13 protein-coding genes and 1 tRNA gene are annotated in these 14,498 nt (G+C 29.9%); 3 read left to right on the top strand and 11 right to left on the bottom strand.

The genetic code is table 11. The features are described 5' to 3' along the window. Positions 1 to 276: 276 nt before the first annotated feature. The 3 genes from C7N44_RS07270 to C7N44_RS07280 all read right to left on the bottom strand — a co-directional run bounded on the left by C7N44_RS07270 (position 277) and on the right by C7N44_RS07280 (position 5,225). Positions 277 to 1,632: a hypothetical protein gene (locus tag C7N44_RS07270; protein ID WP_105957256.1), complete on the bottom strand. Its 1,356-nt coding sequence runs from the start codon at positions 1,630 to 1,632 to the stop codon at positions 277 to 279. Positions 1,633 to 1,805: 173 nt separating this feature from the next. Further along, positions 1,806 to 3,284, bottom strand: coding sequence for a hypothetical protein (locus C7N44_RS07275; protein ID WP_105957257.1), 1,479 nt, complete (start codon positions 3,282 to 3,284; stop codon positions 1,806 to 1,808). Positions 3,285 to 3,422: 138 nt separating this feature from the next. After that, positions 3,423 to 5,225, bottom strand: a complete 1,803-nt coding sequence (locus C7N44_RS07280; protein WP_105957258.1) for a hypothetical protein — start codon at positions 5,223 to 5,225, stop codon at positions 3,423 to 3,425. A 322-nt stretch (positions 5,226 to 5,547) separates the two neighbouring features. Here C7N44_RS07280 and C7N44_RS07285 point away from each other — a divergent pair, with 322 nt between their 5' ends. After that, on the top strand, positions 5,548 to 6,441 hold the full coding sequence (locus C7N44_RS07285; RefSeq protein WP_105957259.1) for a LysR family transcriptional regulator: 894 nt from the start codon (positions 5,548 to 5,550) through the stop codon (positions 6,439 to 6,441). A gap of 66 nt (positions 6,442 to 6,507) precedes the next feature. Here the strand turns inward: C7N44_RS07285 and C7N44_RS07290 are convergent, their stop codons facing one another. The 3 genes from C7N44_RS07290 to C7N44_RS07300 form a co-directional block, all read right to left on the bottom strand. Continuing rightward, positions 6,508 to 6,753, bottom strand: a complete 246-nt coding sequence (locus C7N44_RS07290; protein ID WP_105957260.1) for a DUF2922 domain-containing protein — start codon at positions 6,751 to 6,753, stop codon at positions 6,508 to 6,510. A gap of 19 nt (positions 6,754 to 6,772) precedes the next feature. Next, a complete protein-coding gene (locus C7N44_RS07295) occupies positions 6,773 to 6,976 on the bottom strand; it encodes a DUF1659 domain-containing protein (RefSeq protein WP_105957261.1) in 204 nt (67 codons plus the stop codon). Between the two features lie 95 nt (positions 6,977 to 7,071). Beyond that, the gene (locus tag C7N44_RS07300; RefSeq protein ID WP_105957262.1) at positions 7,072 to 7,611 is read right to left on the bottom strand and encodes an RNA polymerase sigma factor; all 540 of its coding nucleotides are present in this window, start codon (positions 7,609 to 7,611) and stop codon (positions 7,072 to 7,074) included. A gap of 212 nt (positions 7,612 to 7,823) precedes the next feature. Between C7N44_RS07300 and C7N44_RS07305 the strand changes: the two genes are divergently transcribed. Next, complete coding sequence (locus tag C7N44_RS07305; RefSeq protein ID WP_105957263.1) at positions 7,824 to 8,261, top strand: GNAT family N-acetyltransferase; 438 nt, start codon at positions 7,824 to 7,826, stop codon at positions 8,259 to 8,261. A gap of 582 nt (positions 8,262 to 8,843) precedes the next feature. After that, on the top strand, positions 8,844 to 8,894 hold the full coding sequence (locus tag C7N44_RS08165; RefSeq protein WP_318530508.1) for a putative holin-like toxin: 51 nt from the start codon (positions 8,844 to 8,846) through the stop codon (positions 8,892 to 8,894). Between the two features lie 1,849 nt (positions 8,895 to 10,743). On the opposite strand, the gene C7N44_RS07320 is transcribed toward C7N44_RS08165, so the two are convergent. The 5 genes from C7N44_RS07320 to C7N44_RS07340 form a co-directional block, all read right to left on the bottom strand. Beyond that, positions 10,744 to 10,817, bottom strand: a tRNA-Pro gene (locus tag C7N44_RS07320). A gap of 417 nt (positions 10,818 to 11,234) precedes the next feature. Beyond that, positions 11,235 to 11,723 carry a protein-export chaperone SecB gene (locus C7N44_RS07325; RefSeq protein WP_105957266.1) on the bottom strand — a complete coding sequence of 163 codons (489 nt, stop codon included), beginning with the start codon at positions 11,721 to 11,723 and terminating at the stop codon, positions 11,235 to 11,237. Further along, positions 11,724 to 12,068, bottom strand: a complete 345-nt coding sequence (locus C7N44_RS07330) for a hypothetical protein (RefSeq protein ID WP_105957267.1) — start codon at positions 12,066 to 12,068, stop codon at positions 11,724 to 11,726. It lies immediately after the preceding gene. Next, positions 12,058 to 12,624, bottom strand: a complete 567-nt coding sequence (locus C7N44_RS07335; protein ID WP_105957268.1) for a hypothetical protein — start codon at positions 12,622 to 12,624, stop codon at positions 12,058 to 12,060. Before C7N44_RS07335 ends, C7N44_RS07330 begins: the two co-directional genes overlap by 11 nt. A gap of 116 nt (positions 12,625 to 12,740) precedes the next feature. Further along, positions 12,741 to 14,408 (bottom strand): hypothetical protein, encoded by a 1,668-nt coding sequence (locus C7N44_RS07340; RefSeq protein ID WP_105957269.1) that lies wholly within the window; start codon positions 14,406 to 14,408, stop codon positions 12,741 to 12,743. Positions 14,409 to 14,498: the final 90 nt, after the last annotated feature.

The following is a 14,498-nucleotide window of genomic DNA, read 5'->3' on the forward strand; positions in this document are numbered from 1 at the left end:
CATATCCAACGTCATTAATACTGAATAAAGTGATTAAAAAACCAATCGTACATACAATTGCATCAAGCGTAAATGTGATAATACACGGCTTAACGATGTCTTTATACATATTCATAAATTGTAATTACCTCCTAAAAAACATATATTAATAATTACTGATTTATGATTATATAGCTTAAAATGAACACTAGCATTCGATAGTATTTGAAATTAACCACTAAATGATTAGAAGCAAAATAAAAAGACATGAAAATATCCATGTCTTTTTATTTAGTTTTATTCCAATGTAGGAATAATCAATGAGTTTTTATCCTGATCAATTAACAGCTTAGTACTAGTATCATTGTATATATTATTATACATAGTCGAATAAACTTCATATTTTTTATATTTACCATGATTATCCGTCGTAACTGTTTGATGATTATATTCAATCATTCTTGAATCAGCATTATATGAATAACCTTTAGTTGTATCTTTAATTTTATAAATTACTTTATCAGAAAATTGTTTTACTTTTTTTAACATTTTTTTAGCCTGTTTATCACTTAAATGATTGTTACTAGCAAAAGACTTAAAAGCATTAATAGTATCGTCCTTGTTTTCCTCTTTAGATTGATTTTTTTCATTTTTATCTATGTCCACTTTGTCATGTGTTGGTTCTACCGTTCCTTCCTCTGAACGATTATCTAAATCTTCTTCTATTTTTTCATTAGGTAGCTTTTCCATATTATCATCAATAGAATTTTTACCATTATTCTTTGAATTATCTTCATGATTGTTATCTGCATCTTTATTCATTTCATTAGCATCATCATTTATCGCATTATTTGATTTGTTTTCATGATTGTTACCTGAATTATTACTCGTTTTATCAATGTTCTCATTTGTTGAACCATCGGCTTCATTATTTGTGATAATTTTATTTAAACTATTTTCTAAAGTTACCTGCGGTTGTATATTAAAATTGTTTCCGGATGTATCAATAATTTTACGTTCATCTGTTTTAAAATATTTAGCATTTATCCATCCATTCATTGAATGATTATTGTTGTTATAAACATTATAGTAAGTAATACTAGTAACCTTTACGGCATCTATAATCGTAAATTTACTATTATAGATATTGCGATAATGATTTAATTTAACCCCAAATTTAGATCCATATGCAGCATCAAAAAGTCGATTCTTAATCAACATTCCAATCCTATCCTTGGGCATTTCAGTTTTTAATCCAACGTTTGTTTTAACAATTCCCTTGTTGAATACATATCCACGTATCTTTTTGTCAAAAGATACTACCTTATAGTAATGATAGCCTTTATTATTCATCACTGTTTGATAAGCCATAAAATAATCATTAGTATTATTTGAGTTAGTTTTTTTTTGCATGTTGTGCTTGCTAACTAAAAGTCTAGAACCTTTAATACCATTAGGTTTTGTATAAATAGCGTTCTTCCCAGTGGATTTAAAAACGATTGCTTGATTTAAGCTCTTATCAATAATATGAATATTATTAGTCACCCTTTTATGGACTTTTGCATTAATACTCAGTGTTGAAAAACTAATTGCTAAAATAAACGCCAAAATGGCTACTCCTGAATAAATAAATCTTTCTAAATTAAACTTCATGTATCGCACTACCCCTATAAATTTGATATAAAAAATAATATTATCATAAGTTAATATCATATATCAACATAAATTATATATAATTAATTAAACTTTAATTTTTTACATTAAAATAGGACAAAATAAAAAAGCCATGGAATTATCCATGACTTTAAAATTATTAAATTCAAAAATTAACCAAATAAGTTAACAACACCATTACCACTTGTTGGGGCTAGTTGTTGACCAGTTTGATTATCCTTAACATTGTAAATAAGGTTTAAACCATTAATTCCGTTGCTCATGCTTTGATTGTTAACATCAGCAAAAGTAGCATTAGGAATTAATTGGTTGTTAGCATCAAACAAGTTAGGGTTAGCTGCATGAGTTTCAGTTAAACCAGCATTGAATGTATAAGTGTATCTATTATTAGTACCACCATTTAATTGATACATTGGTTGACCATATGATAAGAATTGTGACTTAATACCATTGTAGTTGAATGCACTATTATCAGAACCCTTAAATAATGAATCAAAATTATTTTGATTTACACTAATTCCATTTAATGAACTTACTTTAGAAATTGTACGATCAAATGAATCAGGGTTATTTAATTGCGAAACAGTATATTTAACGGTATTAGTTTGGGTTTGAGGAGTAACAATTACAGTTAAGTTTTCACCCTTATTTACAACTGAATTATCATTTAAGTAACTACCTCTATCAGTAATATTACTTGAACTAATTAAATAGTTGCCAGTTCCCTTTAGTGAATTATTAATTGCAGCAACTACATCACTAACATGATATGTTCCATTAGATTGTAAACTAGCTGGATTAAGATCCTTGGTCATAACAGTTGAGCCTAGATTATTGCTACTTACATAAGTTACGTGAATAGCATTAGCAGCATTTTGGGCTGTATTTTGAGCGTTCTTAACTGAATCTGGCATATTAACACTAAAGTCTGATGCCTTAATCCAACCATTAATTAATGGATTAGTTTGATCAGTAACCTTGTAATAAGTGTCACCGCCATATACAGTTACAGCGTCATCAACAGTGAACTTGTCAGCGCTGAAATTAATGCCATTAAAGTTCTTAATGCTACTATCAGCACCAAACTTGTAGCCAACTGGTAAGTTATGAACATCGCTAGTAGTTACATAACCAGTAGTAGTACTTGGTTTAGCAGCTTGAGTAGTTGGGTTATCAATCTTTTGAACACCCTTAGTGTAAACATAACCACGAACCTTCTTGTCGAATGAAACTACCTTGTAGTAGTGAACACCCTTTGAAGTTCTAACTTCTTGGTATGCCATGAATAAATCATTTGATGAGTTAGAGTTAGCTTTTGAACCCATATCACTCTTAGAAACCTTTAGTTTATTGTTCTTAACACCACCTGGTTTAGTAAAGATAGCATTCTTACCAGTTGATTTGTAAACTAATGATTGATCTAATGATTTAGTTACTTTGAAAGTTACTGCTTTAGTAGCTTTCTTGGCATGTTTTTTATTATACTTTTTAGCATGTTTCTTAGTTGTTTTCACAACATGATGACTAGCAGCATTGGCATTAGTAGCTGAAGCAGTGGTTGCACCAGCAACTGAAGCAAAAGTCAATGCAGCAAGTCCTAGATATAATGACTTCTTAAGATTTACTTGCATTATAAACTTCCTCCTAATAATTTAATATACAAACATGATTGTAACATTAATGTAAACATTTTTCGCATATTTAAGCTATTTTTATGTATAAAAAAAGAATGGAATAAATCCATTCTTTTTATTTAGTCTAATGAAAAATTATTTAGCTACGTCAGAAGCTTGAACAGTACCTAAAACATTCTTTAAACCAGTAACTTGGTCATTAGTTAAGTTAGTCAATACTGAGTTTTTGTCAGTACCCTTAGCACCTTGAGCAGTTGCTGCAGTGTTTGCATTACCTAGAACTGTATTAATAGCAGCTGAATCTTGACCTTTAAGTGCATTTAAAGCATCATTCTTAGCAGTTAGTTGAGTACCAGTTAAACCATTTAAAATGTCAGTAGCACTCTTTTGTGAAGCTGCAGTCTTATCTGAAGAAACTTTGTCAGAAACAGCCTTACCTAAGTCTGATAAACCAGTTGCATTTGAAGAAACTTTGTTATCTGAACTAGTTAAGTAACTGTTTAAAGCATTAGCATCTAAACCAGTTGCATTTAATGCAGCTTGTAATTTATTTGAGCTTGCATTGTTATATGCAGCTAAAGCACTGTTAACAACTTGTGTAGTGTAATTTACATCAGATGAATTAGTGTTAGTGTTAGTATTATCCTTTACATCATAGTAAATGTTAAACTTACCACTAGCAATTTCATCATAAGTCATGTCACGTTTGTTATTAGTGCCATCACTAAGTGATACTTTGTTAGCATTTCTAGTGAAGTTAGCATTGTAAGTGTAAGTCTTGTCATTAATTGTAAATTGGTTCCAAGCCTTACCTGGAGCTAATAATGAAGCTTCAAAGTTATTGAAGTTAAATGTTTGGTTAGCATTTCCTTGGAATAATGCTTTCCATTGGTCAGATGATAATTGTAAAGTACTCATCTTGCTTTGAACATCATTATTTAAATTAGCTTGTTGGTTGTAGTTACCAGCATTTGTTACTACGTAAGGAGCAAAGTTGTTAGTGTTTAAGAATTGTGTAGCACCTTTATTAACAGTTACAGTAACAGTATTGCCTTTAGCAATTGAAGTGTTAGTGTCTTGTCTTACTGGGTTAACAAAACCAGTTCCAACTAATGAATTTTTAATAGAAGCATTTACATCATCACTTGAATAAGTACCAGCACTTGATAAGTTTGCAGGGTTAAGGTCTTTTTCCATTAATACTGAACCTAAGTTAGCACTATCAACGTACTTAACATGGATAGCATTTGCTGAGTTGTTAGCTTTCTTAGCAGCATCAGTAATAGTGTTGCTGAAGTAAACTGAATTTACCCAACCATTAACTAATTGGTTGTTCTTATCAGTTACATAGTAGTATGTTTGGTCATTGTTAACTTTAACTGCATCACTTACAGTGAATTGGTCAGCAGCAATGTTCATACCCTTGTAATCGTTTTTCAAGCTAGTCTTGAATTGTGAACCATAAGGCTTGTTGAAGAAACGGTTAGTGTTTTGTAGGTAACCAGTAGCATTTGATGGTTTGTCAGCAGCTACAGTAGTGTTAGTCTTAGCAACACCCTTGTTGTATACAAAACCACGAACTTTCTTGTCAAATGAAACTACTTTGTAGTAGTGAACACCCTTTGAAGTAACGCCTTCTTGGTATGCCATGAATAAGTCTTTAGCAGCTTTTGAGTTAGCTTTTGAAGCCATGTCAGTCTTTGAAGCTACAACTGATCTCTTACCTACAGCCTTATTGTAAACAGCATTTTTACCAGTTGCTTTGAAAGTAACTGATTGGTCTAAATTCTTGTTAGTAGTCTTGTAAGTTACTTTTTTAGCAGCAGCATGTTTCTTAGCAGCATTAGCATTTGAAGCATTAGCTGTTACACTAGCAACTGAAGCAAAACTTAAAGCAGCTAGACCTAAATATAATGATTTCTTTAGATTAGATTGCATTATATATTCCTCCAATATAATTTATATGTAATTCATCAAGCAAAAGAATTATAACATAAAACAATTATTAAACCAAAGTTTTTTAATTATTCATGCAAAATTTTTAACTAATGAACTCATTAACAACAAGTATAAATAATTTAGTCAAAAATATCAATTGATTAATCTAATTGTAATCTAATTGATAAATAATGAAAATCACTTAAATATTGTTAACACATACAAGTTAAAACACCCCCGTAAATTTGTCAAAAAATACCCAAAATTTATTAAAAACAGGTACAATCTTTTTAAAGATATTTTTTTAAGAAAGGAAGATATTATGGTTTCTTTTTCTTATCGAGCATTAGTCACGGTCATTAATGAAGGTAGCTTTCATCATGCCGCGCAAATCTTAGACGTAACCCCTTCTGCCATCTCACATTCAATTGATAAGTTAGAAAAGCAATTAGGCTTTTCAATCTTGCTGCGTAATCGCTCCGGCGTGAAGCTCACTGAAGATGGGCAACTAATCTTACCAACGATTCAAGAAATCTTGAATAATGAAGACCGCCTCGCACAAGAAGCGGCTAATATTAAGGGATTAACTGCTGGTACCGTTAAGATCGGTGCTTTTAGTAGTGCTTGTATCAGTTGGTTACCAGGGATTGTCCATAGATTCCGTAACCAATATCCTGATATTAAGATTGAAGTTACACAGAGCAGTTTTAATAACATTACCACTCAAGCCCATCAAGGTAATATTGATTTAGGTTTCACTTGCCAACCAATTAATGAGAAGTTAATCAAGGTGTTATTAGTTAAAGATCAAATCTATTGCATTACTCCAAAAGGCTTTGTTCCTAAGAATGGACATTCAATTACCATTGAAGATACTAAGAATGAACGCTTTATTCTCCAAAAGTCGGACTATGATGGTGATACGAAGCAGGTCTTGGATCGCTATAAGGTCCAAGCTAACTCCATTCAATTCAGTATTGATGATCAGTCAATTATTGCGATGGTGGAATCAGGACTCGGTATGGGAATTCTACCAAGATTAGCTTTTAATAAGCAGAATGAACATGTAACGGCTTATCCGTTTGATGAATCATACTATCGTTCCATCTTCTTAGTTATGAACCAGGTCCAGATGAAGACACCGGCGACGCAGAAAATGGTTAGCTGTATTCGTGACTTTATTAGTGAAACTTATCCTGATCAAATATTAAAATAATATATACAAAAACACCCCAGCCAATTTGACTGGGGTGTTTTGCGTATTGATATTAGTTAGTTTAATTTATTTTGTGATTTGTTTATCTTCGTTACGAGTATCGAAAATGGTTTCGGTATTAGTGTCAACATAGCGGGCTGCTACTGGCACTTGGTATTGATTCATCCCATTCACCTTAAACATCTTCAATGCACCGATACGATTCATCGCACTTAGCAATGTTTCATTATCTAATTTGCCACTAACATAGTTTAAACGTAGTGTTTTTACCTTTTGGTCTTCACTTTTGAATACTAATTCTAATTTTTTCATTTACATTTCCTCCATTTAATTAAGCGTAGTATCTTGTTTGTGCAATTAATTCAGTTTTTGCTAGGTTATCAGAAGTCAAAGCTTTTAAAATTGAACCAAATTCGGTAATTTGTGCATCTGATACATCTTCGATGACGTTAGCGAATGAACGTGCCACTGCTTTGTCCTCTTCCTTTGTAATCATGTTATAAACTACCTTTGATTTATCCCAAACTTTATTCATGCTACTCATCCTCATTTCATATTATTGGTAAGTCGTTGGCGCCAACCCTTACATCTACTAGTAACGAAGTTCGATGCAAAAGTGATACCCCTTTTTTAATTTTTTATGAGATTTATTTTTTGTTGGAGGCTTTTACGCCATTTATTCAACGTTTTAGTCGAGATATTAGTTCGACGAGAAATTTCACGCATATTATCAATGCCCTCATAGTAACGATAGAAAATTAGTTTTTGTTCAGTTGCACTACTAATCTTCCATAATTGTTTTAATAGCTCATTATGGGATAGTTCACTTTCAAAAGAATATTCATCAATTAGTTGGTTTTCCCAATTATCTTGATTATCTTCTGCCATAAATTCGATTTTTTGAGTATTACGACTTTCTTTTCTGAGCTGGTCTAAGAGATGCCAATAAACACCCTGGTACAGATAGGCTAACCTTTGTTTATCATCATCAACACCTTGATATTGATAGTATTTTTTAGCAAAAGCAATGAAGCCTTCTTGCATTAAATCATCGTACTGTGATGTATATCTTGGAATATTCAATCGTTTTAATACCCCATATATTATGACTTTATGATCACCTTGCATTAGGTAGTTAAAACCTTCTTGATAATCTCTATAATTGTTCATTTGAACCACTCTTTCAAATTTTATTGGTTCAAAGGCCTTCGAACAAATATAAAGATAGCAAGTAATTTTGCTGGTTTCACTACCGCAGATTTTGGCATAATTACCGCAGATTTTGCATTTTGGTCATTTTTCTTCAAATAAGGGGTATTTTCTTTGATTTTTACATTAAAATAGTAAAATTAAATTGATGAATATATAAGGAGGTTTTATGAATGCAATGGCATATTAAGACTTTTAAAGAATTAACTCGTGATGATTTATGGGAAATTTACAACGCAAGGACAAGTACTTTTGTGGTAGAACAAAAGCGTCCTTATCAAGAAGTTGATAAGCTGGATAAGAAGTCTTTACATATCTGGGCCGATGAAGATGGAACCCTATTAGCATATGCACGGATCTTTTATGGTCATGATCACACTAGTTTTGGTCGTGTTTTAACCACGAAGGAAGCTCGTGGCAAAGGAATTGGTAAACAATTAGTGCAAAAGATTTTAGATGTGATTGATCAACACTTTGATAACAATCCAACGATTGAAATTGATGCCCAAGAAGATAAAGTGGCTTTTTATGAAAAGTTTGGTTTTCACCCTGTTGGCGGGGTTTATACTTTCCATCAAACTCCACATATTAAGATGATTTTGAATCAATAAAAAAATTGCTACCCCATGGATTGGAGTAGCAATTTTAATTTGTAAATGTTTATGTAAAATAAAGAGCAAGCAGTTTGCTGCCTGCTTGCTCTTTATTAGTTGATTTGATTGTATTTAGTCGAACATAAATAAATTATGTGCGGAATCCATGCTCTTATAAGCATGTTTGGCTAACAATAAGCTTATTTATAATGGAATGCAACCTATTACCTTAGTTATTTAACTACATTAATTATTGAGATTGTCAAACAATCAAAAAAATAACCGCCTTAGCTCTGGCCAGCTAGCGATTATTAAGAAGTTAATTAATCGAAGTAGCCACCGTCTTCAACGGCTCTACTGAGAAGTCCTGTATCAGCAGGACTTCTTTTTATTTATGACTATGTTATAGCATGGATTTAATTCTTTACCAGTAATTTGAAATTGTCTTTAGTCTTAACTTCGGTATAATTGATATAGTAGAGAAGTTAATGGACGGTGGCTGTCTTTTCCTAGAGAAGGTGATTTCTATGGAAATATGGAAGAATCTTAAGAAAGGTTTCACAGTCAATGAGTGTCTTTCAGGCACTTTCTTTGATGTTCATGTTTGGCATGTTTATTTTAGCATTGCTAACTTACATCAATCGAAAATAAAAAGCCGTCCCATCATAACTTTGGCCAGTTATGGGATAGCTTTAATTAGTTAGTCTCTATAATGCCACCGTCTTTTAAACGGCTTTACTGAGAAGTCCTGTACTAGCAGGACTTCTTTTTATTTATGACTATATTATAGCATGGATTTAATTCTTTGCTAAATAAATAATCCCCCATAATTAAAATTATGAGGGAAGTTATGAAAGCTGTGAATGTTCGAAGATGAATAAGAACTTTCACAAATTTATTGTATCAATTATCTTAATTTTTCTTTAGCTAATATCTTTGAAAAAACTTAGTAGAAAGTACTAATTTCATTTCAAATAGCAGGAGTAATGACTATTGCTATAATTTTTATCTAAAATATTATGATTATATTTTTTAAACACCTATACTATTAGAAGGTATATTGTAATCGTGTTTTTAAGTGGTAACCTTATTATTTGTAATCATAAGATTTAGTGAAGGTTAAACTATGAATAATTTATTTAAAAAGATTTTACATATTTTACATTATATTGTTTTTATAATGCTCTTAGCAATGATCCCAACATTTGTACTAGGAGTAATTTATGGGGACTACAGCTCTTGGAGTAATTTTGTTTCTACTCTTACATTGGCTTATCTAGTTTCAATAGCGGGAATTATTATTTATTTAACATATTTATATATAAAAGAAAAATTAAAAAGGTAAATGAAAGTATGGTGAGACATTGAAAACAAATAATCTTAAAATACTAAAAATCATATCAGCGATATTATTAAATTTCGGAGCATTCATATTAGTTATAAGTTCTATTTTTAATATTTATCAACATGAACATATTATAAGAAACATTTTCAATATCATCTTTATCGTTATAATTACCACTTTAATTAACGTTGAGGATATATTTAATAATAAAAAAAATTAGATTAATAGTAGATTTGATATCCATACACAAAACATTTGAAGTTAATCTTTCGGATATTCATATATAATATGTTTGTATTCAATGATAAGAATTTTAAAGGCTGATTCTTATTGTTGAATATAACCGCTTCAATATTATTATTATTGTTTGGCTTATCTACATGTAAAATAGGTACAATGTGCAAACGTTGTACCTATTTTTTATGATAATAATAATCTAAACTATGAGTATTTACGTTGATAACAGCATACATAACAATTGAAGTTAATTAATCAGATAATAGTATAGAATAATAGATGTATTTAAGTGATGAAAAGTTGTCAAAGAACTGTTTATTACTTAAGTGCATTTATCAAGTAGAGGAGGCAAAAATACGGAGTTATTATTAAATTTTCTAAAAGCTTTATTAGGATCCAAATAATATTTAGTTAAATTTTTTATCTTTATTGTTTATCTTTCTAAACTCATATTTTGTTCCCCATCATTACTTTAATTAACACAAAAAGGTGTAATGCAATTAATGCATTACATCTTTTTATTTAATTTATATTACGAGAATAAAAAAGCAACCACTCAGGTGATTGCTTAAATATCATGAAGTTGCAAGTATATGTTTTGTATTATACCCAATAGTAAAATATATACTCATTCCCTAACGAAAAGTGTATGTTTGAGAGTTTAATTAAATTCTCAAATTTATTATAACAATTGTTATAACTTTTATTTATCGAATGTTTTTGAAGAAAGTTAGTATTTTATAATAATTGCAATAAAAAACTACCCTCACAAGTAAAACTATGAGGGCAGTTATGAAAAGGTATATTTGTGAACGTTATGATGTATACATTCACAATCATAAGTATACACAAAAAAGATATTGTTTTTTATCTAATGTTATTGAAAATTAGTTAGTATTTTCTACTAGTTAACTTAAATCGGGAAAATAGGAATTGAACCTACGACCTCTTAGTCCCGAACCAAGTGCTCTACCAAGCTGAGCTATTTCCCGTGAATTAATTTCACTATAACACATTTTTTGCATATTAAAAGGCATCCATAATTTTTAGGATGCCTCGTTTATATTTATAGTCAGTATAGCTTCTTTATATTTTATCTTTTTTATTATTTATTTTTCTCAGTGTAAGTCTTTCCAGTAATATGTCCCTAAGTAGCTATCATGCTGCACCATCATTAAATGATTTTTCACAGATAGGTCCGACTAAGGATATTCCAGTCCAAACTTACCAATTAAGTTAGAATATTTTTATTAAGTTAAATTATCGCTATAGCGACATCACAACATTATTGGAATTTAGGGAGACATCACCAATAATTTATGTGAATGTTTATTATACACTATGAAGAAAAAATAACAAGAAATAAAAATAACCGACCACCCTCTTAAAATGGTTGGTCGGTTATTTTTTTAGTCTTTATCATCTAAATCAATAAATTTAATTCTATTATTTTCTTTTAAGATTTTAGAAAAATTAACAATTGGAAGTACACAAGCTGGAAACATATTGGATTTTAACGTTAGTTCGGAGATAAGTGATCTAACGTAAGGAAACATTAAGTTATTTCCATCATTAGCTAATGCATATTTTAAGCCATCAGCTATTTGAACATCACTAAAATCTCCGCTTACAAAAGAAAATTTAAAAGCTCCACTTATGTCTATGTTTAAAAGAAAAGGTGTATTATCCTTTTCTACCCCACCTACTTTAACCTTAATATTAATTAAAGCATCTTTGGGAGACTCTTTTTTTGAAAAATAAATAATAGAATGAAACTCATTATCTAACTTTAATTTATTGTCAGGTGACTTTTTAAAATTAACATTTCTTTTATAATCAAAGGAATTGATACTGTAATTAAGAAAACTCATATTCTTTATAGGATTAGTATCACTCATTTAAACTATACACCCCTCTTTACTACCAAAGTTATAAGATTCTTCATAAGGATTATATGCATTCGATTGATTTATGGTAAGACTATTTTTGATAGATTTAAAATCATTCATAATATTTTTCTTATTAAAGTAAAAATCATTCATTGAATTATCATTCTTATAATAATCATAATAATAATTAAAGTTATTATAAAAATTCTCATCAATTTTATTGATAGATTTAAAATCATTCATGGCATTTGTAACGTCAGAAAATAATTCATCAGTTATTTCATCCATATCTCTTTTTGCTTCAGGAGTTTTTAATAATTTTTTAAAATCATTTAATGAAATATTAGTCTTCATTATAATCAGCCTCCTCAATTTCCAGTGTGTTATAATCAATAACTTTATTATCTTTTATGCATAATTCAACAGAATTACTTAATATACTTTGTGGAATTAAAAATCCAAATTTATTAATTGTATCGCTGTATACAGCCAATTTTTTATGTTTAAAAACGTTATTCTTATTAACAAATTTTATAAAATAATCAATTACAAGTCCATCAAGTTTTTTGGCATAGCCACTATTACTATATTTTTTTGCTTTTGATTTTATATAGCTTTTATTTTCTTGAGTAAATAATTCTATATATTGTATTACCTTGGGATCAGTTAAATCCAATATGTTATCCATGTAATTATTTTTTATTCTAAATTTCAATAAACAAATATCATTATGATCTTTTTTACCTTTTCTTTGAACAAAATGCAAAGCATTTTCTTTAGCATAAACAAATGAATATGATCCCTTACCTAACGTCCCAATCGTATGAGAGATATTAAAGTGACTTGTATTAATTATTTTTTGTCCATTAGATAAAAAAGTTCCATGATAGCAACAAAAATTTTTTATCACTTACAAAACTATCCCCCTAATTAAGGTATAACCTAATAATACTATATATTTAATGCTTAATAAATAAAAAAGTTATCTCAGTTATTAAATAATTAACTAAGATAACTTTTAAACTTCTATTCTAATACATAGTCACTACGTAAGATTTCTCCACGCCATAACAACAATGCATAGGCATGACCTTCACCATCAAAAGTTAAGCCTTCCCATTCACGACCTGAATTAAAGGCGTTGTAATGAACATCTTTACTCTTTAAAGTTCCAGCATTCAATTTATCAACTGGTACTGAGGTAACCATATCATTAGAAACCATATAGATTCGATCAGTCACTGGATTATAAGTTAAGTTTTGGTTCCAACTACCAGCCCAATGGATCACTTGCTTAGCTGGTCTAAAACTAACTTTATCATTGTTCAATGAACCAATATATAAACTATATGCCTTTTTAACACCATTAGGACCACTGTGGACACCAATGTATGCACGACCTTGTTTATCAAATGCAAGTGTGTGTAGACCTAGGTTCTTGCCATTATGCATTAATTTAAAACTATATTGATGCACTGGTTGTAATGTATCTGCATCCAGTTCAGTAATTTGGTTCTTATCGTTATTTGAAAAATCACCCAATTTATCATCTTGTGCTAAATATAAATGATTATTAGCTGGATTATATGACATCGTTTGACCATGACCAATATTAATTAGTGGACTAGCCTCAACTGAATCGGTAACTGCTTCATATTGACCTAGTAATTGATTACCATTTTGTGCTTTATCAATTTGGTCTTGATCACTGCTAATTTTTTGTTTTAATGTATTAATCTTAGCTTTAGAATCATCAATTTGTTTATAAACCTTAGTACGAAGTGCCTTGTATTCACTAAAGGTCTTTTTAACTTGTACTCTAGCTTTAACTAATTGTCTAACCTTTTTTTGTTCAGCCTTACTTAATTCGTTCAATTTAACTGATTTAGCTAAATAATTGCTAGGATCATTGATATTTCTAGATGTTTTTTTATCTTTCTTATTATCAAAATACTTATTAATCATTTTGCCATACTTATGTTTATAATTGGTTGAAACCTTACGATAGTTTTCAGCAGACTTGCTAATTACATCTTTCCCATTTTTAACTTCTGTCTGGACTTTTTGTAATTTGCTGGTACTCTTCTTCATATCATCGCGAGAATCAGCAGTTGCGTTAATGTAATCCACAAATTGTTGATTATTTTGACGTCCTTTATCAGTATAAGGATTAAAGTAACTAAAGATATTCAATAATAGGTTTTGATTTCCATTATCCATTAGGCCCATTTTTTCTAAGGCATCTAATTTAAAACGAATAATGGCACCTTGATTAGCACCAGTTCCCATTGATTCAAGTAAATAAATACTATTATTAGCCATAACAATTCCTTGATAATTACCATGTTCTTCAGGTGAAACATTAAAACCAGTTGGTAAATACCATTTAGTAATCAAACTGTTACCATTGGCTGAATCATTATAAGTATGAAATTGATTAGTATCTCTTACATGCTTATAATGTCCCCAAACTGGTTTAAATTTAGGTAGTTTATTGCGCATAACCTGCAAATCATTATCATCATAATTCTGCATTGCATTATCTTGATTAGTTTGTGGAATTGGATTTTTAGGTTCATCCCAGTTATGAACAAAAAAATTAGAATCCGCATGAACACTCGCCATGGGTGCAGCAGCGCCAACTAATGACATCATCGCTACTGCAGTCAAAGCGATTTTTGTTAACTTCTTCATATATATCCCCCTATGTAAAATGAATATGATAGTTCATGTCCTCAATTTAAAACTATTAAATCGAAAATATCAAGTTTTATGCAAATAAAT

This window comes from Apilactobacillus quenuiae, assembly GCF_002994005.1.
GTDB classification, from domain to species: domain Bacteria; phylum Bacillota; class Bacilli; order Lactobacillales; family Lactobacillaceae; genus Apilactobacillus; species Apilactobacillus quenuiae.

Coding starts and splice junctions, on each gene's coding strand:
- C7N44_RS07270 (WP_105957256.1), bottom strand. CDS start 1,632: ATGAAGTTTAATTTAGAAAGATTTATTTATTCAGGAGTAGCCATTTTG.
- C7N44_RS07275 (WP_105957257.1), bottom strand. CDS start 3,284: ATGCAAGTAAATCTTAAGAAGTCATTATATCTAGGACTTGCTGCATTG.
- C7N44_RS07280 (WP_105957258.1), bottom strand. CDS start 5,225: ATGCAATCTAATCTAAAGAAATCATTATATTTAGGTCTAGCTGCTTTA.
- C7N44_RS07285 (WP_105957259.1), top strand. CDS start 5,548: ATGGTTTCTTTTTCTTATCGAGCATTAGTCACGGTCATTAATGAAGGT.
- C7N44_RS07290 (WP_105957260.1), bottom strand. CDS start 6,753: ATGAAAAAATTAGAATTAGTATTCAAAAGTGAAGACCAAAAGGTAAAA.
- C7N44_RS07295 (WP_105957261.1), bottom strand. CDS start 6,976: ATGAATAAAGTTTGGGATAAATCAAAGGTAGTTTATAACATGATTACA.
- C7N44_RS07300 (WP_105957262.1), bottom strand. CDS start 7,611: ATGAACAATTATAGAGATTATCAAGAAGGTTTTAACTACCTAATGCAA.
- C7N44_RS07305 (WP_105957263.1), top strand. CDS start 7,824: ATGCAATGGCATATTAAGACTTTTAAAGAATTAACTCGTGATGATTTA.
- C7N44_RS07325 (WP_105957266.1), bottom strand. CDS start 11,723: ATGAGTGATACTAATCCTATAAAGAATATGAGTTTTCTTAATTACAGT.
- C7N44_RS07330 (WP_105957267.1), bottom strand. CDS start 12,068: ATGAAGACTAATATTTCATTAAATGATTTTAAAAAATTATTAAAAACT.
- C7N44_RS07340 (WP_105957269.1), bottom strand. CDS start 14,408: ATGAAGAAGTTAACAAAAATCGCTTTGACTGCAGTAGCGATGATGTCA.